This window comes from Chitinophaga vietnamensis (assembly GCF_902167635.1).
GTDB lineage: Bacteria > Bacteroidota > Bacteroidia > Chitinophagales > Chitinophagaceae > Chitinophaga > Chitinophaga vietnamensis.
Map to the genome: position 1 here is coordinate 91177 of NZ_CABHMS010000005.1, position 25886 is coordinate 117062.

At 50.9% G+C, this 25886-nt stretch carries 15 protein-coding genes; 14 read left to right on the top strand and 1 reads right to left on the bottom strand.

Annotation, left to right across the window (positions count from 1 at the left end):
- The first annotated feature begins 419 nt into the window (after window positions 1-419).
- The 14 genes from FPG75_RS14550 (at window position 420) to FPG75_RS14615 (ending at window position 24564) form a co-directional block, all read left to right on the top strand.
- Window positions 420-2210, top strand: a complete 1791-nt coding sequence (locus FPG75_RS14550; RefSeq protein WP_236652796.1) for an alpha-L-fucosidase — start codon at window positions 420-422, stop codon at window positions 2208-2210.
- Between the two features lie 19 nt (window positions 2211-2229).
- Window positions 2230-4398: an alpha-galactosidase gene (locus FPG75_RS14555; protein ID WP_143307597.1), complete on the top strand. Its 2169-nt coding sequence runs from the start codon at window positions 2230-2232 to the stop codon at window positions 4396-4398.
- 27 nt (window positions 4399-4425) lie between these two features.
- Window positions 4426-5766: an alpha-L-fucosidase gene (locus FPG75_RS14560; protein WP_143307598.1), complete on the top strand. Its 1341-nt coding sequence runs from the start codon at window positions 4426-4428 to the stop codon at window positions 5764-5766.
- A 177-nt stretch (window positions 5767-5943) separates the two neighbouring features.
- Window positions 5944-7404: a sulfatase family protein gene (locus FPG75_RS14565; protein ID WP_143307599.1), complete on the top strand. Its 1461-nt coding sequence runs from the start codon at window positions 5944-5946 to the stop codon at window positions 7402-7404.
- A 468-nt stretch (window positions 7405-7872) separates the two neighbouring features.
- Window positions 7873-8349, top strand: coding sequence for a response regulator transcription factor (locus tag FPG75_RS14570; RefSeq protein ID WP_161596811.1), 477 nt, complete (start codon window positions 7873-7875; stop codon window positions 8347-8349).
- 438 nt (window positions 8350-8787) lie between these two features.
- Window positions 8788-11868, top strand: coding sequence for a SusC/RagA family TonB-linked outer membrane protein (locus FPG75_RS14575; RefSeq protein WP_143307601.1), 3081 nt, complete (start codon window positions 8788-8790; stop codon window positions 11866-11868).
- 10 nt (window positions 11869-11878) lie between these two features.
- Window positions 11879-13294 (top strand): RagB/SusD family nutrient uptake outer membrane protein, encoded by a 1416-nt coding sequence (locus FPG75_RS14580; RefSeq protein ID WP_161596812.1) that lies wholly within the window; start codon window positions 11879-11881, stop codon window positions 13292-13294.
- Between the two features lie 14 nt (window positions 13295-13308).
- Window positions 13309-14010 carry a hypothetical protein gene (locus FPG75_RS14585; protein ID WP_143307603.1) on the top strand — a complete coding sequence of 234 codons (702 nt, stop codon included), beginning with the start codon at window positions 13309-13311 and terminating at the stop codon, window positions 14008-14010.
- 344 nt (window positions 14011-14354) lie between these two features.
- Entirely contained in the window at window positions 14355-16814 is a 2460-nt protein-coding gene (locus FPG75_RS14590) for a glycoside hydrolase family 2 TIM barrel-domain containing protein (RefSeq protein ID WP_143307604.1), read from the top strand.
- Between the two features lie 66 nt (window positions 16815-16880).
- Window positions 16881-19370: a glycoside hydrolase family 95 protein gene (locus FPG75_RS14595; RefSeq protein ID WP_161597038.1), complete on the top strand. Its 2490-nt coding sequence runs from the start codon at window positions 16881-16883 to the stop codon at window positions 19368-19370.
- The gene (locus FPG75_RS14600; protein WP_143307606.1) at window positions 19367-21226 is read left to right on the top strand and encodes an alpha-L-fucosidase; all 1860 of its coding nucleotides are present in this window, start codon (window positions 19367-19369) and stop codon (window positions 21224-21226) included. Before FPG75_RS14595 ends, FPG75_RS14600 begins: the two co-directional genes overlap by 4 nt.
- The gene (locus tag FPG75_RS14605; protein WP_143307607.1) at window positions 21219-23009 is read left to right on the top strand and encodes a glycoside hydrolase family 36 protein; all 1791 of its coding nucleotides are present in this window, start codon (window positions 21219-21221) and stop codon (window positions 23007-23009) included. Before FPG75_RS14600 ends, FPG75_RS14605 begins: the two co-directional genes overlap by 8 nt.
- A gap of 8 nt (window positions 23010-23017) precedes the next feature.
- Window positions 23018-24175, top strand: coding sequence for an alginate lyase family protein (locus FPG75_RS14610; protein ID WP_143307608.1), 1158 nt, complete (start codon window positions 23018-23020; stop codon window positions 24173-24175).
- A 152-nt stretch (window positions 24176-24327) separates the two neighbouring features.
- Entirely contained in the window at window positions 24328-24564 is a 237-nt protein-coding gene (locus tag FPG75_RS14615) for a hypothetical protein (RefSeq protein ID WP_143307609.1), read from the top strand.
- On the opposite strand, the gene FPG75_RS14620 is transcribed toward FPG75_RS14615, so the two are convergent.
- Window positions 24561-25862, bottom strand: coding sequence for a tetratricopeptide repeat protein (locus tag FPG75_RS14620; RefSeq protein ID WP_143307610.1), 1302 nt, complete (start codon window positions 25860-25862; stop codon window positions 24561-24563). The genes FPG75_RS14615 and FPG75_RS14620 overlap by 4 nt on opposite strands.
- Between the last annotated feature and the right edge of the window lie 24 nt (window positions 25863-25886).

The following is a 25886-nucleotide window of genomic DNA, read 5'->3' on the forward strand; positions in this document are numbered from 1 at the left end:
TGCATTCCGTTTTTCTCAACGCGATGTAGTTATGGTGTAATATTAAGGAGGAGCTGGAAAAGAATAGATGGGTGGAGATGATAGGAAGATGGATTAACAAATGGTCTTTCCGGATGAGACCGGCAAAAAAAAGACCCTTGCTGAAGCCATCAGCAAGGGCCGGAAAACATTCACATGCTATCCCCGGCATAGGACAGCCGCAGGATGTGCTGTATTCAAATTGTAGCCTACTATTATCTTGAAATAAATTATTTCGATTGAATCAGTAACGAAATTAAAGTTTCCATTCCGGATAATTAGTTAACTGCTGGTTAATGTGGCCATTATACAATTTTCCCTTTCCCTGATATCTTTTTTCTAAGGGCTTGGACATGCCGCAGCTTATCGCTACTTTTTATGGACCGCTAGTAATAAAAAGTATGTTCCATAAATTTCCCGTTATACTGATACTAACGCTGATGTGCACACGCTGTTGGGCCCAGGATATGCCCGACATGTGGGCCAAAGGCGCCACCAGCAATGAAAAACACCCTGGCCTGCAATGGTTCCGGGAGGCTAAATTTGGCCTCTTCATCCATTGGGGGCTCTATTCCAAACTGGCCGGCCGCTGGAAAGACAGCAGCTATTACGGCAGTGGCGAATGGATCATGCACCGCGCCAAAGCGCCGGCCGCCGAATATGCACAGGTAGCCGCCACCTTCAATCCCACCGGCTTTGATGCCAGCGAATGGGCCGCCACAGCCAAAGCCGCCGGCATCCGCTATCTTGTGATCACGGCCAAACACCACGAAGGCTTCAGCATGTACGATTCCAAAGTCTCCGACTTCAATATCGTAGCCGCCACTCCTTATAAAAAAGATCCCATGAAAGCCCTCGCTGCGGCCTGCCGGCAGCAAGGCATCCATTTCGGGTTCTATTATTCACAGTTCCTCGACTGGCACGAACCTAATGGCGGCGGCAACAACTGGGATTTTAAAGAAAAGGAAAAAGACTACCAGCAATATTACCGCAGCAAATCGGTGCCGCAATTAAAAGAGCTGCTCACCAACTATGGCCCGCTCGGCATCATCTGGTTTGATATGCCCGGCGGCCTCACCACAGAACAAACCAAAAAGATGATCGACAGCCTCCGGGTACTGCAACCCGGCTGCCTCTTCAGCAGCAGAGTAGGCCACGACCTGGGCGACTACCGCGATTTCGGCGATTCTGAAGTGCCGCCGGTACCCATCGCCGGCGCATGGGAATCTATCTATACCCACAACGACTCCTGGGGATATATTCAACATGATCTCAATTTCAAATCTCCGCAGGAGATCATCCGGCTGCTCTCGAATGTAGCTTCCAAAGGAGGGAACCTCATGCTCAATGTAGGTCCCGATGGAAACGGCCGCTGGCCGGCCTATTCCATCGAATACCTGAAAGCCACCGGCAGGTGGCTGCAACAGTATGGCGAAAGTATCTATGGCACCACCTATGGCCTCATCCCGGCGCAGCCCTGGGGCGTCAGCACCAGCAAACCGGGACGCCTTTTTCTGCATGTGTGGGAAATGCCCGCCAACAGGGCATTGCGCGTGCCCGGCCTCAGCGCAAAAATTAAATCTGTAAAGATCCTCGGTACCCATCTTCCGCTATCTTATAAACAAACACCCACGGAAACCGTGATCCAGCTGCCCACTACGTTGCCGGATACACGAAATACCGTATTGGAAGTGATATATAATGGTACGCAACCCGACCTGTCGCGGCAGCGGGTGCAAACCGTGAGCAGCCAGTATCCGCAGGCATCTATACCAGCGGTATGGGCCGTATTCAATGGCGCCGCCACCAGCAAGCTGTTTACCTATTCACATTATTTCGGCGACTGGAAACATGATAACTGCGCCATCGGTATGAAGCAACCGGAAGATGCGTTGATATTCCCTCTGGACGTACAGGATGCAGGCGATTATAAGGTGATACTGGACTATTCCTGCGAAACCGGCGCGGCCTCCCAGCAAGGACTGGTAACGGTTAACAGTCAGCAGCTGCCTTTCCTCACACTGGCTACCGGCGTGTACAACAGCCACCAGCCCATGTTGTTCATTCCGCATGCGGTAGGTATCATCCACATTGATCAACCCGGAAAATATAATATCGCAGTGAAGCCTGCGGCTAATAACAAACAGGAATTATTCCGGTTACGCAGCCTGATACTGCAACCGGTCAGGTAATATTATTTAATTCAGTGAAATGATGAAGAAAGCAATCATCCTGGCTTGCGGGATAGCGGGCATATTGTATACTACCGCCCTGCCTGCACAGGAGAAAAAGCCGGTAAAGAAAGACTGGCTGATCGATAACAGTGGCTTCAAAGCCGCTATCACAGAGCGAAACGGGGAAATCACCCTTGGCAACGGCCTGCTCAGCCGCACTTTTCGTATAGCCCCCAACGTGATCTGCACCGATTTCCGTAACCTTGGCAGCGGCGAACAGTTGTTGCGCGCCGTGAAACCGGAAGCGCGCATCCAGGTGAACGGAAAGTATTACAATATGGGCGGCGCCTATGGCCAGCGCGAACAAGCCTACCTGCTGCCCGCATGGCTCGATGAGCTGCATGCCGGCCAGGAAGATTTTATGTATCAGTCGCACGAAGTTGGCCCCATTCAGCCCTACCTGCGCTGGAAGCCGAAAGGCTGGACGGGCAGCCCGTATTGGTCCGGTGGTAAAGCATTGGTATTTACCTATAAAGCGCAGGCGCCTGCCCTGCAAGGCGTAGCGGTAAAAGTACATTACGAGATCTACGACGGCATACCTCTCATCGTGAAATGGCTGGAGGTGCTCAATGGCAGCCGTGCGGCATTACAGCTGGACCAGGTGGTGAATGAGATACTCGCCACACCGGAAGAAGAATCTGCCGTGGTAGGCAGCGTTACGAAGATGGCCACGCCGCATGGTCTCTACATTGAAAGCAATTATACCTTCAATAATGCGATGAAGGCAAGTTTGAGCGATCAGAGCACACATTGGAAAATCGACAGTACCTATACATCACAGGTGAACTATGACCTGCAAACCCCTTGTTTGCTGGAAGTGCATCCGATAGTGCCCGTGGGCATTACGATGGCGGCAGGTGAAAACTACCGCTCCATCCGTACCTGCGAGCTGCTGCTGGATAGTTATGACCGCGAACGCAATGGTCTCGCCAAAAGAGCGATGTACCGTGTCATTGCGCCATGGACCGCTGAAAACCCGGTGTTCATGCACCTCGTGAGCAGCGATCCGGTGAAAGTGAAAGCCATCATCGATCAATGTGCCGCCACCGGTTATGAAGGCGTGATCCTCAGTTTCGGCAGCGGCCTCAATATGGAAGATACCAGTGCGGCCAACATTGCGAAATACAAGCAGCTGGCGGATTATGCCCATAGCAAAAATGTTTGGCTCGGCGGTTATTCCCTCTTTTCGAGCAGGCGTATCAGTGATGAGGACGATGTGATCAATCCCGCTACTGGCAAGCCCGGCGGCGCTTTCTTCGGTAATGCGCCCTGTCTGGGCAGCAAGTGGGGCCTCGCCTATCTTGCTAAAATAAAAACCTTTATCCGCCAAACCGGCTTCGATATTTTCGAGAATGATGGTCCCTATCCCGGCGATGTATGCGCATCTACCACACATCCCGGTCATACCGGCCTGAAAGACTCACAGTGGAAACAGATGGAGCTACAGAAGGGCTTGTACCATACGCTCAATGAAATGGGCGTGTACATCAATGCGCCGGACTGGTACTTCCTGGATGGCACCAACAAGATCGCGCTGGGCTACCGCGAGGTGAACTTCTCCCTGCCGCGCGCGCAGCAGCTGATCCTCAACAGGCAGAATATTTTTGATGGTACCTGGGAGAAAACACCTGCCATGGGCTGGGGCTTTGTGCCGCTCACTGAGTACCAGGGCGGCGGCGCGGCTGCTACACTGGAGCCGCTCAAAGATCACCTCGATGCCTACGAACAGCTGATGATGCAATACTATGGCGCCGGCATACAGGCCTGCTACCGCGGCCCCCGATTGTACGATACCGATAGCACCAAACAACTGGTACAACGTGTGATCCGCTGGTATAAAAAGTACCGTGATATTCTAAATACCGATGTGATACACCTGCGTCGTGCCGATGGCCGCGACTGGGACGGTATCATGCACGTGAGCGCCCACTGGCAGCAGAAAGCATTGGTGATGCTATACAATCCCACCACTCAGCCCATTACCCGGGAAATAGCGCTGCCATTGTATTACAGCGGACTGGATCGCACTGCCCGCATCCGTGAAAAAGAAGGCACGCCAAAAACGTATAGCCTTGACCGTGAATACAAGGCGCATGTGACCGTCAGCATCCCCGCCTCCGGCTATACCTGGCTGGTGGTGGAATAATACAGAGATCAAACCAAAATGTATATCATGAAAAAATTGACACTTACCATCCTCACGCTGCTGTTGTTCCTGCTGCAAGGGCAGGCGCAGAAAAAGATATTCAATGAAACGGAGGCCCAACAGGAACAGCGGATGGCCTGGTGGCTCAACGACCGTTTCGGTATGTTCATCCACTGGGGCCTGTACTCCATGCCGGCCAGGCATGAATGGGTAAAAAGCCATGAGCGCCTGAACGACAGCGTGTACCAGCAATATTTCGAAAACTTCAATCCCGATCTTTACAATCCCCGCGAATGGGCGCGCATGGCCAAAGAAGCCGGTATGAAATATGCCGTGCTCACCACCAAACACCATGAAGGCTTTTGCCTCTTCGACTCCAAATTCACAGATTATAAAGCCACTAACACGCCTATACGAAAAGACCTCGTGAAGGAATGGCTGGATGCCTTCCGTGCAGAAGGATTGAAAGTGGGCTTCTATTATTCGCTGCTCGACTGGCACCATCCGGATTACACTATTGATAACAATCATCCGCAAAGGCCCAACGATCCCAAAGATTATGAGCGCCTGAACAAAGGCCGTGATATGGCTAAATACCGCACCTACCTGCATAATCAGGTGAAAGAACTGATGAGTAATTATGGTAAGATAGATATCCTCTGGCTGGACTTCTCTTTCCCCGGCGAGCATGGTAAAGATCATAACGACTGGAACTCTCTCGACCTCATCAAGATGGTGCGCAAATTGCAGCCCGGCATCCTGATCAATAACCGTCTGGACCTCGATGAATATGATGATGGCGCTGATTTCGTGACACCAGAACAATACAAAGTTTCCGAATGGCCTACTCGTAATGGCAAGAAGATACATTGGGAAACCTGTCAGACCTTCTCCGGCTCCTGGGGTTATTACCGGGATGAGATGACGTGGAAAGATAACAAACAGTTGCTGGTATTGCTGATCGAATCTGTGAGCAAAGGCGGTAACCTCCTGCTCAACGTAGGGCCTACCTCCCGCGGCCTCTTTGATCCGCGCGCACAGAAAGCATTGAAAGGCATGGGCGACTGGATGCAGTACAATGGCCGTTCGATCTATGGCTGCACGCAGGCGCCTGCGGAGTTTAAAGCGCCGGATAACAGTTTGCTGACCTACAATCCCACCACCAAACGTTTGTATGTACACCTGCTCGATTATCCTTTGCAACGCTTTGAATTACCTGGCATGAAAGGCAAGATCAAATATGCACAGTTCCTGCATGATGGCTCTGAAATACGCATGCATGATACCGACAAAGGCGATGTAGCACTGAGCTTGCCCGTACGCAAACCAGACGTAGAGATCCCGGTGATTGAACTGTTGCTGAAATAAGTAATATTTTTGAATTTATTGATTTATGGATTTATTGATTTGGTTGAAGCGAAGATGACAACATTGTTCATCTTCGCTTCAACCAAATCAATAAATCTGTAAATCAATAAATCCGTAAATCATTTAATTTTTTCTATTTTTATAGCGCCACCATTTTCTTATTGTTAAAAAGCCGGAATGAAAAAAGTTGCACTGTTATTTAGCGCGTTGATGTTAACCGGTCTCTCATTCAGTTTTGTGGAGCCGCAGCCTGCGGCAAAGCAACCCAATGTGGTGATCATTTTCATGGATGATATGGGATATGGTGACCTGGAATGTTATGCCGGTTCCCCGTGGCATACGCCTAACCTGAACAAGATGGCGGCGCAGGGGATGCGCTTTACTTATTTTTATGTGGCACAGGCGGTGTGTTCCGCTTCCAGAGCGGCTTTGCTCACAGGTTGCTATCCTAACAGAGTAGGCATCAGCGGGGCCTTGTGGCCTACTGCCCCCATCGCGTTGGACACCAGTGAAACAACGATCGCCAATGTGTTAAAGCAACGTGGATACCATACCGGTATGGTAGGTAAATGGCATCTTGGATCTAAAGAGCCCTGGCTGCCTTTGCAGCATGGCTTTGATGAATATCTTGGATTGCCTTATTCCAACGATATGTGGCCCGTACATTATGATGGCGTGCCCTATGCAGATACTTCTACGAATCCACGAAGCAAGTATCCTCCTTTGCCGCTGATTGAAGGCAACAAGCCGGTACGTTATATCAAAACGCTGGATGACCAGGCGCAGTTAACCACCTTGTACACGGAGCGTGCCTGCAAGTTTATCCGGGAGAATAAACAAAAACCTTTCTTCTTATATCTCGCGCACAGCATGCCGCATGTGCCGATTGCCGCATCAGATAAATTTAAAGGAAAGAGCAAGGATGGATTGTTTGGAGATGTGATCGAGGAGATCGACTGGTCGGTGGGAGAGGTGTTGAAAACCCTCCAGGAGAGCGGTGTGGCGGACAATACGCTGGTGATCTTCACGAGTGATAATGGCCCGTGGTTATCTTATGGCAATCATGCGGGCACTACAGGCGGCCTGCGTGAGGGCAAGGGCACTTCCTTTGAAGGCGGTATCCGTGTGCCTTGTATTATGCGCTGGCCGGGCAAGATACCGGCAGGTACAGTCTGTAACCGGATGGCTGCTACTATTGATCTGTTGCCTACTATAGCGGGGCTTTGTGGCGCCAGGCTGCCGTCGCGCCGGATTGATGGCGTGGATATGCGTTCGCTGATGTTCAACGAACCGGACGCGAACCCGCGTGATGAACTCGCTGTATATTATGAAACCAATAGTTTACAGGCAATCCGTAAAGGGCCATGGAAGCTGGTGTTGCCGCATCGTTCGCGCACGTATAAATTAAATGTACCTGGTAAGGATGGTTTTCCGGGTGCGCAGCCAACAATGATGGTTGCACAAGCGTTATATGATATGCGCCATGATCCCGGAGAAACTTTAGATGTGCAATCACAATATCCTGAGGTAGTGAAAGCGTTATTACAGTTAGCAGAGAAATATCGTAATGATCTGGGCGACGATCTAACCGGCGCAAAAGGTACGGGAAGGAGAGCCGCCGCCAAAGTCCAATTTTGATATATAGTTTTAAATTCAATTTGAGTATTGAAAAACCGGTCCAACTTAGAAGACCTTGAGAATTAGTTTATTATATCTCTGTTAATCCATTATTTATTTGAACAAGACCATATTATGAGTGTGTGAATTCTATAATATAGAACAAATTGTATATTAATATTTATTGAAAAACCATATACGTATCCGATTGACTGCTGCTGGTATTTGTACCAAATTTGTTTCGGTATGGGAACCGTGTGAACTTCCCATTTTCTAACTATTAGCCATACCAGCTTCCGGAACTTGCAGCTTTACGATGGGAGATTTCAGGAAAACATACTATAACCCAAAAGGAATATTATGAAAAAAGTGCGGCCTATAAGTGCTGGTCATTTGGCAGAACCAAGTCTTTATGAAGTGCCTGGAATGCACAACGAATCAACGGAAATGTTACAACAATTAGCAAAAGATATCTGTAACCTGGTTTTTATGGACATAGATATACCCGGACTTACCACTTTAGAGGCTGCCAGCATTGTGAAGGCTGCGTACCCTGATATTAATGTGATCCTGCTTACATTAAATGAACAGGAGAAGTCGGTATCGCAGGTACCCGCGCCCAGAGCGGGTTTTGAGCCGGATCATATTCCGCCGGTATCTTTATCGGAATTTATTACGCAAGTATATGAAACCGCGCTGCATTCCAATATGGTAGCAGTGAATAAAGTACTGGCCTTTTTCCGGAAAGACCGGCTGGCGCACCAGCAGGATCCGTATGGATTGTCGCCCCGTGAAAAAGAAATATTGCGCTGCCTCGTTAGCGGGGATACTTATAAGAAGATCGCGGAACATTGCCATATCAGTGTGGGAACCGTTCGCTCACATATCATGAATATCTATCGGAAACTGGATGTTAACTCACGCTCCAATGCTATCGTAAAAGCGATGAAAGAACATATTGTGTAAGATGAAAATCCTATTAAAAAATGCGAAAATAGCACTTCATTAAGTGCAATCGATTGCGTAATTTCGACTAATCAACCACGGGATGAAGCGGCGGAAATGCCTGTAAACATTGGGGTTCAGACCTTTTGTATAATAGTGCAATCGTTTGCTCAATCAGGACATCAACCAGAACTAGACTTGCGATAAAATTTACGTATCCCTTTAAAAAATTCCATTATGAAAAGTAAAGTACCAGCGGCCCTTATACAGGAGGATAAGCGTTTCTCTTAATTCAAATCTGTTTACTGTATTCCATCTTTGTTATATAACAACATCATAGCCTGTATGCTGTGCTGTAGCATTCTGTGTAGCGCGTATATACGTTCCCGTTAGTATGGCATTCAGACTGTCAGCATTTTTTATCGTCCTTTATTATCTCACGTTATTAACTGTTCTATTATGTATGCCTATTTACGACGCATACCCCTGCTCGCTTTGCTGCTATTGCTTTGTGGCGGAAGTTTGACTACGCTTCATGCGCAGGATGGCGCCATTTCGGGCCAGGTACTCACACCAGACAACCAGCCATTTCCCGGCGTAACAGTCCGCGTAAAAGGAACAACAGCAGGGGCCACCACCAACCAGGAAGGCCGCTTTGTTATTGCCAATGTACCGGCAACGGCTACACTGGTTTTTTCCGCCATCGGCCACACGCCCGTAGAGAAAGCGCTCAACGGCGCTAAAAACATCAGCATCCGGATGCAGGCCGACAACAAATCACTCGATGAAGTAGTGGCCGTAGGCTATGGCAGCGTGCGCAAACGCGACGTTACCGGCGCCATCACCTCCATCAGCCGGGATGCCATCGAAAAACGACAACCGGTAAACCTCGTCGATGCCCTGCAAAGCCAGGCCGCCGGCGTACTTGTAATGAACGATGCCGGTAAACCCGGCGCAGAAGGAAGTGTGCGCATCCGCGGGTTCTCTACCTTCTCCACCGCCGGCAACAACCCCCTCTATGTGATCGATGGCGTGCTCGCGGAAAGCGCCAGCAACATCAATCCCGGCGATATACAATCGATAGAGATACTCAAAGACGCCGCCAGCGCCGCTATCTACGGCTCCCGCTCCGCCAACGGCGTGATCATCATCACCACCAAACGTGGACAGGAAGGCAAACCCGCTTTTGATGTGCGCTATTCCAGCGTATTCGGCAAGCTCGCACATAAAATGCGGCAATCCAATGCCGACGAAGTACGCATGTACCGCATCCTGCAAGGCACTTCCGGCACCTCCGCCGATTCGCTCAACCCGAGCTTCAATGCTGATAACGACTATCAGAGCATTATCACGCAAACGGCTATACGTCAGCAAGTGGACCTCAGCATGAGCGGCGCCTCTAAAACATCGAACTATTATTCCAGCATGCAGTACCTCGACGATAAAGGTCTTGTGGTTAACAGCTGGGCCAAAACTATCCGGGCCCGCGTGAACACCGAGTTTGCGCTCTCCGATCGTTTCAAGTTCGGTAACCGTTTCCAGTTTGCCTATCAGAATAAGAATAATATCAATGAAGGAAATACGCTCAACCAAACTTTCCAAAGGCCTACCAACTACTACGTGTGGCTGCCGGATGGCACCGTAGCCGGCTATCTTGGCGGCCGGCGCAACCCGCTCGCCAATGCGCTCTATGAAACAAATACCACACAGTCGTATGCCGGTTCTGCCTTCTCCTTCATGGATTTCAAAATAGCCAAAGGCCTGGACTTCCATACCAACTTCAACGTAGACCTGGCCGCACCGCATAATGTCATGTTTGCCTCCAAGCTCGTCAGCGCCGCATCGCCGCCCAGGAACAATGGCGGCGAGAGCTTTGATCTCAATATCGGATGGCAATACCAGGCCTACTTTAATTATCACAAAGCATGGAAACAAGCGCATGAAATCACTGCCATGGCAGGCTTCAGCGCAGAGAAGGCAAAAGGCAATTCTTTCGATATCGCCGGCACCGATTATGTAAGTGAACTGATCTACTATGCTAACGCTTATGGGCAGCTGCTTAACAACAAAACCACTACCTCGGGATATGTGCACAGCATGGCGTCTTTCTTCGGCCGCGTAGGCTACAGTTATAAAGGCCGTTATATCGTTAATGCTACCTTGCGCCATGATGGCTCCTCCCGCTTTGGTAAGTCTAATGTATGGGGCGATTTCCCCTCCGTATCGGCCGCCTGGCGCCTCAGCGATGAAAAGTTCATGAGCTTCACCCGCCGCTATCTGAGCGATGCCAAAGTGCGCCTGAGCTACGGCATGAATGGTAATGAACGTATCGGTGATTATGATGCCATGCAGCGCCTCACCTTTGGCACACAGTTCTATAACGGCATTTCCGGCGCAGTGCCTACTTCCGATTTCGGTAACAAGGACCTCAGCTGGGAAAGTACGCGCACGGCGGATATAGGCCTGGACCTGAGCCTGCTCAAAGACCGGGTGCAATTCACTTTCGACTACTACGCCAAAACCACGCGTAACCTCCTGTACTCCCGTCCGCTGCCAGTGGAAACAGGCTACAGCAGCACCCGCATCAACCTGGGAGGCATCCGCAACACCGGGCTGGAATTTGCTGTGAACATCACTCCCGTGAGAAAAGCCAATTTCCAGTGGAACACTATTTTCAATATTACTTTTGAACGGAGCAAGATATTGCAGCTCTATAACGGACAACAATTTATTGCGGGAGATAAATGGCTGATCCGCGAAGGCGGCCGCCTGGGCGACTTCTACGGCTTTGTATACAAAGGCGTGTATCAATACGATGAATCCAATGCCTACAATGATGGATGGGAACAACTCACGCCCATATTCGACGCCAATCAGAAATTCACAGGCGAGTATCAACTGAACGGACAGAAATATACCGGCGTGGTACATCACATGTACGGCAATGGCAACCTGCTCAAAGGTGGCGACGTAATCTATGCCAATCCTGTAAAAGACAGCGTGATCGATGATGCCGACCGCACCGTGATCGGAAACGCGCAACCCAAGTTCTACGCCGGGTGGATCAATAACCTGACGTATAAAAACTTCACGCTGTCTTTCACCTTCAACATCACTATGGGAGGAAAGATATATAATGCCGCTGCTGCTGCACTCAATGATTATGCTACTTCCAACATCATTCCACAGCCTTATGTGATCTATCATGCCTGGCGTAAGCCGGGCGACATCACCGATGTGCCAAGGGTAGATAAAAGCACTGCCTGGAACCATCGCGTAAGTACCCGTTACCTGGAAGATGCTTCGTTTATCCGTTTGAGTTATGTAAAGCTGATGTATGCCTTCAACCCGGCACTGGTGCGTCGCGCCAGGATCAAAGGCGCCGGTATGTACGTATATGCGAGCAACCTGATCACCTGGACCAACTACAGCTGGTATGATCCGGAATTTTCTTCTGACAATGCGCTGCAACTTGGTCAGGATAATGGCCGTTACCCGCGCAGAAGGGAACTTGGGTTGGGCATTAATATTAACCTTTAATTTTTTTGCTATGAAGCAGATAATTTTTTTAGCAGGGATCTTAGCAGCAGTGATGATGGGCAGCTGTAACAAATTCCTCGACGAAAAGCCGCAAACGCAGCTGACGCCCGATCAGTTCTGGAAAACGGAAGATGATGTGATCCATGCGCTGGCTGGCGTGTACGATGGCGTACAAAGCAGTCTTAATACCAACTATATCTTTTGGGGCGATGCCCGTACAGATAATTTAGATGTAAGTCAGTATGGCAACAAGCAATTTGCCTACAACGGTTTGAGCGCCACCATTGCGGGTAGCGACTGGGCGCCGCTTTACAGCACTATTGGCCGCGCCAATATGCTCCTGAAATATGCGCCTACTGTAAAGAACCTGCCTTCTTCCAGTCTTACGCAATATGTAGCGCAGGCTAAAGTAGTGCGCGCATGGTGTTACTTTACCATCATCCGCCTCTGGGGCGATGCGCCCGTATGGCTTACGCCTTATGAAGACCTGAACACCAGTCCGTACAAGGCGCGTACATCGGCAGACAGTATCATGACCGCCATTGTATTGCCTGACCTGGAAGCGGCCTTCAATGCGCTGAACACCGATCACTCTTCTGTGTACAACATCAATAAAGGCAGTGCAGCCGCCGTGTTGATTGATGCCTACATGTGGCGTCATGATTATGATAATGCCATCAAATGGATGGATAAACTTGCCGCGCTGAAATGGTATTCACTTGAGCCTACCGGCACCTGGAAAAATGTGTTGATCTCTCCATCCACCTCCCTGGAAAATATCTGGAGCCTCTCCTGGGATTACCTTGTAGATGGCGGCGCAGGCATTTCCGGCCTGATCGGTTGTAATGATACCAATAGTAATTTCCTTGTTGAAGATACTATCTGGAATCATTTCCTGATTGATACTATCGACGTGAGAGGTAAGCAGACCGTGGATTACAAGGCTATCAACAGAGACAAGATACTGAAATACTACCCGGTAAAACTGGATAAAGATGGCAAGCAGATCTATCCCAAACAATCGGAGGCCAATATCTATTACCCGATTTACAGGTATGCAGATATTATCCTGCTGCGTGCAGAAGCCTTGACCGCCAAAGGCGATCTTGCAGGCGCGCTCGCACAACTGAACCAGGTACATACGCGCGCCGGCCTGAAAGCCTTTACGATGGCTAATTTCACGGATGCTAACAGTATGCTCAATGCGATCCTCTGGGAAAGACAATTAGAGTTCTTCTGCGAGTTTAAACGTTGGTTTGATCTTCGCCGTACCAATAAAGTGAAAGAGGTGATGGACCCCTTATTGAAAGCCCGTCAGCCTGCCAATCCCGGGTATAACAATCCCGGTTTGTTGCTCTGGCCGATCAATCGCAATAATCTCAATGCCAATCCTTTGCTCAAACAAAATCCGCCTTATTCTGAATAATAAAATCTGCTGTTATGAAAATCGGTAAATATTTTTGGCTGATCCTGTGCAGCGCGCTGGGCGCCTGTTCCCTGGCAGGTTTGGACGCGCAGGAATCATGGAATTTTAAACCGCATGTTGCGGACCCACATACGTTCAAGAGCACCTGGTCGTACATCAACGACCGCAATGTGCCGGGGAAAGATTCTATATTTTATCTCATGGCGCAGGCGATACAGTACGCCGGTATTGATTCCACAGAATATACGAAACCAGGCCGTACCTACATCTTGCTGCACCGCGACGCCATCCTGCGCCTCGATGCCAAGAAGAAACCCACCATCGATTGTTACTGGGGAAAATACCTGGTGCCAGATAAAGATGCCAACGGCAACGTGATCCCGAATAAATTCAGGCCGGCGCAATCCTGGCAGGAGTATCCGAAACAACAGGTGAAGAACTGGCTGCTGTACCTGATTGCAGAAGGCGAGTACGGCTTCAGTAAGATAGGTCCCGAGAATGATACCATGCACACCTTGCTGCCCTTAGGCGCCGATACGCTGAACCCGGCCAGCATCATGACGATCAAGCTAACCAACGACCGTAACTCTACAGTAAAGCTCAATGATTTCCTGAACTCCGTTACGGCCACCAATGTGCGTACTGCCGGGATACTCAATACCAACGGGCCTGCGCATGTAGTAGATCGGATTGTATTATTTACCGCGAAGCCCTGACAATGGTTGAAGCAATACGAATATATCGCCTCTACCGAGCTGTCGCCCCTACGGGGCTTATCGTAGCGTAACGCATGTTTTGTTTACCGGGCTATCACCCCTACCGGGGCTAAAATTTATCTAACAATATAATGCCCCATAGGGTAGATAAAACATGCGTTACGCTACGATAAGCCCCGTAGGGGCGGTAGCTCGGTAGATAAAACATGCGTTACGCTATAATACGCCCCGTAGGGGCGACATATTGGTAGATCAAAAAGTATTCATTTTCGACAAAATAATAACGAAAGTTATGCAACCGTTTGCATAACTTTCGTTATTAAAAGGAAAAACGATTTCCCGTTATGAAAAAATTGGGTATCCCCGCTTGGCTGAGTATATTGCTGCTATGGTGCCAACCCTTGCTGGCACAGCAATCCACGCGGCTCACAGCACACTGGGATTTTTTGAAAGGCGACCTGGGCGGCATTTGGGAAGCCGTGCGTCCCGCGGCTGATGGCAGTCCGGAATCGGTGCCGCTATGGCAAAACGTTACACTGCCGCATTGCTTCAACAGCCGCGATGCAGTGGATCCTGATGTGAACTACTATCAAGGCCCCGGCTGGTACCGCACTCAACTCGATATCAACAACCCTTACAAGAACGGCCGTACCTTGCTGCATTTCGAAGGCGCCGGCCAGAAAACTACCGTATACGTATATACGAAAAAAGTAGCCGAACATACCGGCGGCTATGACGAATGGACGGCCGATATCACCGAAGCGGCGCAGCAATTCCTGCTAACGCCGGAGGCAAAACGTTTCAAAGGAAAGGTGCCTGTTGCGATTCGTTGCGATAATACCCGCGACCTGCAAATGATGCCGTCCAGCATGTCGGATTTCAATGTGTATGGCGGCTTATACCGCTATGTAAATCTCGTATATACGCCACCGCTATCCTTCGAAGCAGTGGGCCTGCAAGCGCAAACCGATGCTGCCGGTAAAGAAGGCGTGCTCACCGTAAGCGCCAGCTTCATCAATGCTTTGCGCTTCCAGGAGGCCACGCTGGAACTACGCCTGCTGGACCCGCGCCAGCAAGTGATAGAAACGCTGAAGCAGCCACTGCAACTGGGTATGGGAGAAAAGAAAGTGGCCCGCTTTACCATCAAGAAACCCGCTCTGTGGTCGCCGGATCAACCACAGTTGTACACCGTACAGGCCCGCCTCACCAGCGAGGCTGGTACGGCGGAATGGAGCGGCCATACAGGTTTCCGCCATTTTCAATTTATCGCGCACGGACCATTCCTGCTCAATGGCAAACGTTTGCTGCTGAGAGGCACACACCGGCATGAAGATCATGCAGGCGTAGGCGCAGCAATGACTGAACCCATGATCCGGGAAGAGATGTACCTGATCAAAGCCATGGGCGCCAATTTCATCCGCTTAGGCCATTATCAGCAATCGCCGCTTGTATTGCAATTGTGCGATAGTTTAGGCATACTGGTATGGGAAGAAATTCCCTGGTGCCGCGGCGGCCTTGGCGACAGCACCTATCAGGAACAAGGCAAACGTATGCTGCTCAATATGATCGCCCAGCACCGCAATCATCCTGCTGTGATACTCTGGGGCCTCGGCAACGAAAACGACTGGCCCGGCGATTTCCAGGAGTTTAATAAAGAAGAGATACGCAAGTATATGGCGGAACTCAATACCCTCGCCCATTGGGCAGATAGCACGCGTTATACTACCATCCGCCGCTGCGACTTCTGCAAAGATATCCCCGATGTATATTCTCCTTCCATATGGGCCGGCTGGTATCGTGGTCGCTACACAGAATACAAAAAAGAAAGTGAAAACGAAATTGCCAAAGTGCCGCATTTCTTTCATGCAGAATGGGGCGCCGACAGCCACCAGGGCCGTCATGCAGAGGCGCCGGAGCAATTCATTCAACAGGTGGCCACCGGCAAAGGCGCTGACGAACGTAGCGGCGATTTTGCCCTCAGCGGCGGAAATGCCCGCGCATCAAAGGATGGTGACTGGTCGGAAACATATGCCTGCAACCTGGTGGACTGGCACCTGAAAGAACAGGAAACCATGCCGCAGCTGACAGGCAGCGCTTACTGGATATTCAAAGATTTTTCCACACCATTGCGCCCGGAAAATCCCGTACCTTATGTCAATCAAAAAGGTATCGTTGCGAGAGACCTGACACCGAAAGAGCTGTATTATGTGTTTCAGTCGTACTGGACCACGAAGCCTATGGCCCGCATCTATGGCCACTCCTGGCCCATCCGCTGGGGCAAGGAAGGTGAACAGAAAGAAATTCGTGTATACTCCAATTGCCAGGAAGCAGAGCTGTTTGTGAACGGCAAGAGCGCCGGTGTCAGAAAAAGGAATAGTCAGGATTTTCCCGCAGCAGGCCTCCGCTGGCAAGCGCCGTTGCAACATGGAGAGAATCACATCAAAGTGATCGCGCGTAGTGGCAAGGTAACGGTGAGCGATGAAATCACTTGCCAGTACCAGACCGAACAATGGACAAAGCCCGCAAAACTGCTGGTAGAAAGCATTCCAGCCGGTAAGGATACGGCGCTTGTAAAAGTGAAAGCAGTAGATGCCAATGGTATTTTATGTCTCGATGCGGCTAACCAGGTGGAATTTTCCATTGCCGGCAATGGCGCGCTGCTGGACGACCTGGGCACTGCCGGCGGCTCCCGCAAAGTGCAGCTGGCCAATGGCCAGGCTAGTATCAAGATATTGCTGAATAAAGGGAAAAGCGTGGTAGGAGTGGCCTCCAAAGGAATGGCGGCGGTGTTCACATCTTTATAAAAAAATCTTATTCATACGATGATAAAATATTTTCTGACCGGAGCGATGTTATTGATCTCTTGGCAAATGCGGGCATCGGCCCCAGCAGACTCGCTCCTGAAGCTCTGGTACCGGCAGCCGGCCAAACAATGGGTTGAGGCCCTGCCGCTGGGTAATGGCCGTATCGGCGCGATGGTGTTCGGTGGCGTACAGGAAGAAGAGTTACAACTCAATGAAGGCTATCTATGGTCCGGCGCTCCGCGCGATGGGAACAACCCGGAAGCAAAAGTGTTGCTGCCGCAGATACGTCAGTTGCTTGCCGAAGAAAAATACATGGAGGCTGATAAAATGGCCCGCCAGATGATGGGCCGTTACAGCGCCCGCTATCTCACGCTGGGCAGCCTTTTCATCGATCAGGCACCGCAGGAGGCCACGCATTATCAACGTGAACTGGACCTGAATACCGGTATCAGCAAAGTAAGTTATACGGCTAACGGTGTCGACTATACGCGGGAAGCCTTTATCAGTTACCCGGCGCAATTGCTGGTCCTGCGCTACCGGGCTTCGAAGCCTGGCGCGCTGAACTTCGATACCCGCTTTGCCAACCCCATGCCGCATCAGAACGCAGTGGTGAATAACAACTACCTGGTGATGAAAGGCCGCTGTCCTTCATATGTGGCAGCCCGCAATTATGAGCCGCAACAAATTGTTTACGGCGATGATGCCATCGCCTACGAAGTGCACCTGCAGGCGCGTTGCAAAGATGGCAAGGTGAAAACGGATACTGCCGGCGTGCATGTGAGCAAAGCTACAGAAGTAGTGCTGTTGCTGTCGATCGGCACCAGCTATAATGGCCCTGATAAATCGCCATTTAAAGAAGGGAAAGACCCGCATACCGCTGCCACAGCGCCTTTGCAGCGGGCTGGGTATAGTACCTACGCGCAATTGTTAGCTGCGCATTTACAGGACTATCAGCGTCTTTTTAAACGCGTATCGCTGGACCTCGGCGATGATGGCGCTGCCAGCGAACCTACCGATGAGCGTTTGTTGTCGTACACGGAGAAAGGCGGTAACCGCGATCCGCAGCTCACCACTCTCTTGTATCAATATGGCCGTTACCTGATGATTGCCGGCTCGCGCAGCGGCGGACCTGCCATGAACCTGCAAGGGCTGTGGAATAAGGAGTTGCAGCCACCCTGGGGATCGAACTATACGATCAACATCAACACTGAAATGAATTACTGGCCGGCTGAAACGGCGAACCTCTCCGAATGCGCTACGCCCTTGTTCAACTTCGTTGCTCAGCTCGCGAAGAATGGCCGCAAAACAGCGAGCGTGAACTATGGCGCCCATGGCTGGACGGCGCATCACAATGCCGATATCTGGGCGATGACCAATCCCGCCGGCGGCATCGATTTCAAAGATCCCAACGGCAAGCCCACCTGGGCGATATGGCCCATGGGCGGGGCCTGGCTGAGCCGCCATCTCTGGGAGCATTATCTTTTTACCGGCGATAAAAAATTCCTGCAACAGGTGTATCCTGATCTCAAAGGCGCTGCGGAATTTATGCTCGACTGGCTCATTAAAAACGACAAAGGTCAGTGGGTAACAAGCCCTTCTACCACACCGGAAAATAATTTTTTTGTGAATGGAAAACGCGAAGGCTCTGTGAGCATCGCCACTACCATGGACCTTTCCATTATCCGCGACCTGTTTGAAAATACCATCCGCGCGGCCGGCGAATTGCACGTGGATAATGCGCTGGTGGCCCGTTTGCAGCAAACCTTGAAAGAGATATATCCTTTCCATGCAGGTCAGTATGGTCAGTTGCAGGAATGGTACAAAGACTGGGACGATCCGAAAGATAGTCATCGCCATGTATCCCATCTCTATGGCTTGTTCCCCGGATATTTTATCTCGCCGCGCCATAGCGAAGTAATGGCTGCTGCGGCGAAACGCAGTTTGTTGCTGAGGGGCGATGGCGGCACCGGATGGTCCAAATCCTGGAAGATCAATTGGTGGGCGCGCCTGGAAGATGGCGACCACGCCTATACGATGTTGAACAAACAACTGTTTCTCGCCACCGCGCAACATGTGAGCACGGCTGATAACAGCGGCGGTTCTTATCCTAACCTGTTTGATGCGCATCCGCCGTTTCAGATCGATGGCAATTTCGGCGTTACTTCCGGTATCACGGAGATGCTGTTGCAGAGCCACGATGGCGCTTTATACCTGTTGCCGGCTTTACCAAAGGCATGGCCCCAAGGCAAAGTGAAAGGGCTGAAAGCAAGAGGCGGATTTGAGGTAGATATGGAATGGCAAGAAGGTAAACTGGTGACGGCGGTGATCCGGTCAACGGCAGGAGGGAACCTCCGCATCCGCTCCCGGCAGCCATTGGAGATCGCTGGCAGTCATGCCGCCAGTGGCGTGAATACCAACCCGTTTTATCGTATAGCCGGTCCAGTTAGTATTGAAGTAAAAGATAGCAGTCTGTTGCCATCGCTCGATCTGGTGCATATACATGAATATGACCTGCCTACAGAGGCTGGAAAAACTTATATCATCAAGCGTTTATGAAGATATTGAAGGGGTTAATTTTTAGTATAGGCCTTACCGTTATATCAGGACTATCTCTTGCACAAGTGAAGGGAGATGATGACGGCGTGTTGTCGCAACGCGCGCAGCAGCGCGACCAGGCGGCGATCGACAGTGCTGTGAACGGCTGGTGGACGGCCTCTATGAAGGGCCACGATGCGCGCATCGCCTGGTGGCGGGAAGCTAAATTTGGTTGCTTTATCCATTGGGGCGTATATTCCGTACCCGGCGGCGAATGGAAGGGCAAGAAAGTAGAAGGCTATGCCGAGCATCTCATGCGCAAGGAAAAGATACCACGCAGGGAATATGCTACCCGCCTGATCCAGACATTTGATCCGGTGCATTTCAACGCAGATGCCTGGGTACGGATGATCAAAGCCGCCGGCATGCGCTATCTTGTGATCACCGCCAAGCATCATGATGGCGTAGCCATGTATCCCACGGCCATCGGCGATTTCAGCATTAAACAATCAGCGTTCAGGCGCGATCCGATGGCAGAGCTATCGGCCGCTTGTAAGAAATATGGTATCCGTTTCGGTTTCTATTATTCACATGCCTTTGATTGGGAGCACCCGGATGCACCCGGCAACGACTGGGACTATGACAATCCCGGTGGTGACAAGAACCTCCATGGTGGCGCCAACTGGTATGATGTACATCCCGAGTTGCTGCCTAAAGCCGTGCGCTATGTAAATGAAAAAGCCATTCCACAGATTCAGGAGCTGTTGCGTAAATATCACCCTGATATACTTTGGTTTGATACGCCGCACAAGCTGCCTTTGAGTGAAAATATCCGCATCCTGAAAGCCATCAGGGACGTGGATCAGCGGGTGGTGGTCAATGGCCGGCTGGCGCGCAGCGGCAGCATTTCTTTCGGGGATTATCAAAATACAGCCGACAGGCCCGCGGAGTTTTACCCGGTAACCGGCGACTGGGAGGCTATTCCCACTACCAATGAGTCCTATGGATATTCAAAATATGATAGCAGCCATAAGCCCGCATCGTTCTTTATCCGTTTGCTGGCCAAGGCGGCAGACCGTGGCGGCAACCTGCTGATGAACATCGGGCCGGAAGGCGATGGCAGCATCGACCCGAGAGATACGGCGATCCTGCACGGCATTGGCGCCTGGATGCAGCAATATGGCGAAAGCATCTACGGTACTACTGCCTCTCCGCTGCCACCGCAGCCCTGGGGCGAAGTGACCCGCAAGGGCAAGCAGCTTTACCTGCATGTTTTTGCCTGGCCGGCTCAAAGGCCGCTCTACGTGGGCGGTTTGGAGGGCAAGATCACGCGCGCCTACCTGCTTGCCGGAAAGCAACCCGTGTCTTTCAAACGCATCAATGATAAGGACCTGGCGCTCACGCTGCCTGCCGTTGCGCCGGATAGTATCAACAATGTGGTGGTATTGGAGATGAAAGATATTGCCGCAGATACCGTGCGCGTGCTCGACACACAGGGCCTCACCAATCACCTGCTGGCCTACGATGCTACCGCGCATGGTAAAGGGTTTCAGCGTGGAGATGGTAAACAGGCCAGCTACTTTTTATCCGGGTGGAAATCCACCGGTCAATCCCTGAGCTGGAAATTACGTGTACCCGTTGCCGTTAATATGCAGGTAAATGTGAAATATGCCAGCACGGGCGGCGGTAAATATGTGATCAAAGTGGGAGATCAGCAATTGGATGGATCAGTGGAAAGTATTAAGGGCATTGCGTTACAGCCCGCGGGCACTGTTCGCCTGCCGGCAGGAACTTATGACTTGAGTATACAGGCAAGGGAAATAACAGGTAATGAGCTAATGAAATTATTTGAAGTACAATTGACAGCACATGAATAAACAAACGCTTTTGTCGTTGATATGCACGTTGATACTCGGGCTGACCGCCCGCGCCGGCGATGCCGATCGTTTTATCAAAGCGCTGAAAAGCAGCGCTGCCGCGGTTTTTCAGGAAGATGGCACTCCTGCTCCCGCCACCATCAAAGTGATCCGCAACTGGAATAATGAGCTATGTGATATTCGTATAGTCAATACCGGTAGTGCGCCGGTAAGATTGAAGGAAGTGGTACTTGGCGCGGTAGGCAAGGTATTGCCTGCCACCACTCCGATGTATGCAGAAGGATTCCAGATGTTGAGCCAAACGGCCGGCACTATCGGCCAGCCGGAAAACCTCGGCAATTACACTGATGCGGGGCATTACCGCATTCCGCAACCAGCGGGCTATCTGGCGGTATATAACCTGTTGCGGCTCTATCCCGCAGGTGATGCACAGCTGTTGCTCGGATATACTTCCAGCAACAGGTTTGTGGGAAAGTTCTACATCTCCGCAGATACCATTAAAGTAGCCACCGACCTGGAGAACCTGGAACTGGCTCCCGGCAAGGAGTTCAGGCTGGAAGAGCTGATGGTGGCCAGTGGCCGTGATGGCAATGCGCTGCTCAACAGGTTCGCTGATCGCATCCAGCATTTTCATCCAAGGCTGGTTTTCAAGGCGCCGCCCACCGGCTGGTGTTCCTGGTACTGCTTCGGCCCGAAAGTGACTGCGAAAAATATTTACGATAACCTCGATTATATCAAACAAAATATTCCTTCGCTGAAATATATCCAGATCGATGATGGCTATCAGCCGCATATGGGCGACTGGCTCTCCGTAGGCAATTCCTTCGGTGGTAATGTACAGCAGGTGCTGCATACGATCCGTGATAAAGGCTTTGAGCCGGCTATCTGGGTGGCGCCATTCATCTGCGACAGCAATTCCACCATCTTCCAACAACATCCCGACTGGCTCGTGAAAGACGCCAACGGCAAGCCTTTGCGCAGTGATAACGTTTCTTTCGGCGGATGGCGCATGAAGCCCTGGTATGTGCTCGACGGTACCAATCCCGCGGTGCAGCAGCATTTGCAGGCATTGTTCCATACCATGCGCAACGATTGGGGCGTCACCTATTTCAAGCTGGACGCCAATTTCTGGGGCGCTATCCATGGCGGTTATTTCTATGATAAAAACGCCACCCGTGTAGAAGCCTACCGCAGGGGGATGGCCGCTATCCTTAAAGGAGCCGGCGATGCATTTATACTGGGCTGTAACCAGCCACTGTGGCCTTCGCTGGGCCTTGTGCACGGCTCCCGTACCTCTATGGATATCAAACGCAGCTGGACCATCTTCGAACGCTCCGGCCGTGAAAACCTGTACCGCTCCTGGCAGAACGGCCGCCTGTGGTGGAACGATCCCGATTGCCTCTTGCTCACCGGCGATATGCCCGATAATGAATACCGCTTCCATGCAGCGCTCATCTACGCTACAGGCGGCATGCTCCTGAGTGGCGACGATCTTACGAAGATCTCACCCGAACGGCTAAACGTTTTAAGGAAGGCAGTGCCGCCCACCGGCCATGCTGCCGCATTTGATAATACTGATTTTGAAACAGGAAGAATAAAGGTAGATGGAGAGGAAAGGATCGTGCTGCTCAACTGGGGATCATCTCCCCGGAAGATGACAGTGAAACTGAGCAAACCCGCTACCGTAGTGGATTACTGGACTGGTAAAGTATTGGGTAAATATAGTGGCAGCTATAGCGCAGAGCTGGCGGGCCATGATGGGCAAGTGATCACCCTCAAATAACGATTATCATGCGCATTGCTTTGTTACTCATCTCCTGGATATTTTCACTGGCTGCCGGCGCGCAAACGCGCTGGCAGCAGCAAGTGATCAAAGACCTGAAACCAGCTATCATGGCGCGTGCCAGCTGGGCGGTGCAGCAGTTGCCACAAACGATTACAGCGTTCAAGTGCAGCCGCAGCGCCGGCGGCCTGCACGACTTTTATTCCGAAGGCGATTACTGGTGGCCCGATCCGGCCAATCCTGAAGGGCCTTATATCCAGCGCGACGGACAAAGCAATCCGGAAAATTTCGTGGCGCACCGCGAGGCGATGATACGTTTCAGTCGTATCATGGGCGCGCTGGCAGCAGGTTATATAACCAGCAAAGATCGGACTTACCTGAAAGCCGCTTTGCGGCACGTCCGTGCATGGTTTGTGGATCCCGCCACCCGCATGAATCCCAGCCTCTTGTATGCGCAGGCCATCAAAGGAAAAGCGACCGGCCGCGGTATTGGCATCATCGATACCATACAATTGCTGGAAGTAGTGCAGGCCTTGCGTATTATGGAAAAAGCCGGTGTGATACCGCCTGCCGACCTGGCCGCGATCCGCTCCTGGTTTGAGTTATACCTGCAATGGCTTACCACGCATCCTTATGGGAAGGATGAGATGAATGCCGCCAACAATCATGGCACCTGCTGGGTGATGCAGGTCGCTGAATTTGCCACTTTCGCCCGCAATGATACCTTGCGGCAGTTTTGTATCAACCGTTACAAACAGGTGTTACTGCCCGCGCAAATGGCTGCTGACGGCAGTTTCCCGTTGGAACTTAAACGTACTAAACCTTACGGCTACTCGCTGTTCAATCTCGATGCAATGAGTACGCTTTGCCAGATATTGAGTACCCCGAAAGATAATCTCTGGGAATATACGGCGAATGCGCAGCAGAACATGCAGCGCGGCATCGCCTGGATGTATCCTTTTGTGAAAGATAAAAATAGCTGGCCTTATCCGCATGATGTGATGTATTGGGATAACTGGCCGGTGGCGCAACCCTTTCTGTTGTTTGGCGCCGCCGCTTTCAATCGGCAGGATTACTATCAGCTGTGGCGCAGACTGGATCACGATCCGCAGGTGACTGAGGTACTGCGCAACCTGCCTGTTCGCAACCCGCTTATCTGGTTATGATTTTCGTCAAAAAATAGGGTGTCTCTGTTGATAATTGAGAAAAAAATGCAAGTCTGGCCCCGCAGAAATTGCCAAATCGTTAAATCTTCCCGCATTGATATTATTAATCATGTTAATGTTTAATTTTAAGGACTATGCAAAAACTTTAGTGTATGAGTTGGATGGACGACTTGTATGCGATTTACCAGAAACTGGATGCTACCGGTTGTGCAGAGGTAAAACGCAACATTATTAAAGCCCAGATGGATGGCTGTAGCAGGGGAGAGATTTATGTCCTGATATTACAGCAACTGATGCAGATCAAGCAGGAGAAGGCGCCTGTATATGAGCTGATCAAGGGAGAAGTAGAGAACATTATCCACTACAGCAACAAGCAATACCTGAACTAAGCTTTGAGTTCATCTATCAGTTTCTGTACCTTGAGATAGTTAGGAGCGCCTTCGGGGATTTTTAGCAACCACTCCAGGCAATCCTGTTTACGCCCTTCTTTCAGATAGCTAAGGCCCATATAAAATGCTGCTTCATAACGCAGGTCATTGTTACTATTAAAAACAGTGAGCAGGTCTTTGCGTGCCGGATCGAGCTGGTTGAGATCAACGAGGCATACGCCGCGATAGTAGCGGGCATAGGTGTTGTTGGGCTGATCGGCCAGCACTTTATTGAGCAATTGCAAGGCATCGCTGAAATGGCCGCGGTTAAATTCCCGGGTGATTTCATCAGAGAGGCGCATGCTGTCGTTTTCTATGGATTGAATTTCCGTGGAGGCAAACTGGCTGTAGATATTTTTATGCCATGGGCTGATATACAGCAGGGTGGCCAGTCCGGCGGCGATAATGGCGGTAAGCACCACAAATTTTCGTATAGGCATATTCGTGGAATCCCTGACAGAAAACCAGGCGTTGCGGTGGCCGAACAGCAGGTGCTGCAGTTCGTCGCGGTTGTTGTCGGTGCAGATCCTTTGTGCAAGCAGTTTGCGAATGAGGTCAAAGCGGCGTATCTGTGTGGTGAGAGCGGGATCGCTTTGCAGGCGGGCGCTGTAGGCTTTTCTGTTGGCTTCGCTGAGGAAGCCGGAGAGGAAAGCGTCGGCTTCTTGTATGCTGCTTTCGCTGAAGCTCTCCATCGGAGAGAGGTTGCTGTCGATCCGCTTGAACAGCTCATGGAAGCAGGACGCGCGGCGTGCAGGCAGTTCTGCTATCGGTATTTTGGTAGCTACGGCAATATCTTCCTGTAGGTAGTCGGTGAGCGACCAGCGGATCAATCCCTTGCAATCATCTCCTAATTGCAGATAATGGTGATAGGCCAATCTTCTTTTCTCTCCTTCTTTCAACACATCTTCCACATCTTGTAAGTCATCGCGCGAGAGCGTAGCGGTTTCATCTGCTTCGAGGCCGGGAATGCGCTGTCCGCGCCGTTCCAGCTCACGTTCCCAGATACGTTTGCAAAGGAGTAACAGGAAATTTTCAAAAGTGTTTACTTTCAGCGGGTGGCGTTTGGCGAAGTAGTAGATATCCATCAGGGCCTCTTCGAAGATGTGGGCGGCGTCTTTTACGTTACCGCCTTTCTGCTGGATAAAACGGCCTGCTTTGGTGGCGAAGCGCTGATAAATGTGTTCAATAACTTCCGGTGTATGATGAAGCAAGCCCTCTATGTATTCCTGGTCGTTATTGGTTAAAGTGTCAGGTGACATACGCTTGGTTTTTGCCTGTTCTGC

What these genes read in the sequence shown, in the direction of transcription:
- FPG75_RS14550 (WP_236652796.1), top strand. Translation starts at nt 420, where the DNA reads ATGTTCCATAAATTTCCCGTTATACTGATACTAACGCTGATGTGCACA.
- FPG75_RS14555 (WP_143307597.1), top strand. Translation starts at nt 2,230, where the DNA reads ATGATGAAGAAAGCAATCATCCTGGCTTGCGGGATAGCGGGCATATTG.
- FPG75_RS14560 (WP_143307598.1), top strand. Translation starts at nt 4,426, where the DNA reads ATGAAAAAATTGACACTTACCATCCTCACGCTGCTGTTGTTCCTGCTG.
- FPG75_RS14565 (WP_143307599.1), top strand. Translation starts at nt 5,944, where the DNA reads ATGAAAAAAGTTGCACTGTTATTTAGCGCGTTGATGTTAACCGGTCTC.
- FPG75_RS14570 (WP_161596811.1), top strand. Translation starts at nt 7,873, where the DNA reads ATGGACATAGATATACCCGGACTTACCACTTTAGAGGCTGCCAGCATT.
- FPG75_RS14575 (WP_143307601.1), top strand. Translation starts at nt 8,788, where the DNA reads ATGTATGCCTATTTACGACGCATACCCCTGCTCGCTTTGCTGCTATTG.
- FPG75_RS14580 (WP_161596812.1), top strand. Translation starts at nt 11,879, where the DNA reads ATGAAGCAGATAATTTTTTTAGCAGGGATCTTAGCAGCAGTGATGATG.
- FPG75_RS14585 (WP_143307603.1), top strand. Translation starts at nt 13,309, where the DNA reads ATGAAAATCGGTAAATATTTTTGGCTGATCCTGTGCAGCGCGCTGGGC.
- FPG75_RS14590 (WP_143307604.1), top strand. Translation starts at nt 14,355, where the DNA reads ATGAAAAAATTGGGTATCCCCGCTTGGCTGAGTATATTGCTGCTATGG.
- FPG75_RS14595 (WP_161597038.1), top strand. Translation starts at nt 16,881, where the DNA reads ATGCGGGCATCGGCCCCAGCAGACTCGCTCCTGAAGCTCTGGTACCGG.
- FPG75_RS14600 (WP_143307606.1), top strand. Translation starts at nt 19,367, where the DNA reads ATGAAGATATTGAAGGGGTTAATTTTTAGTATAGGCCTTACCGTTATA.
- FPG75_RS14605 (WP_143307607.1), top strand. Translation starts at nt 21,219, where the DNA reads ATGAATAAACAAACGCTTTTGTCGTTGATATGCACGTTGATACTCGGG.
- FPG75_RS14610 (WP_143307608.1), top strand. Translation starts at nt 23,018, where the DNA reads ATGCGCATTGCTTTGTTACTCATCTCCTGGATATTTTCACTGGCTGCC.
- FPG75_RS14615 (WP_143307609.1), top strand. Translation starts at nt 24,328, where the DNA reads ATGAGTTGGATGGACGACTTGTATGCGATTTACCAGAAACTGGATGCT.
- FPG75_RS14620 (WP_143307610.1), bottom strand. Translation starts at nt 25,862, where the DNA reads ATGTCACCTGACACTTTAACCAATAACGACCAGGAATACATAGAGGGC.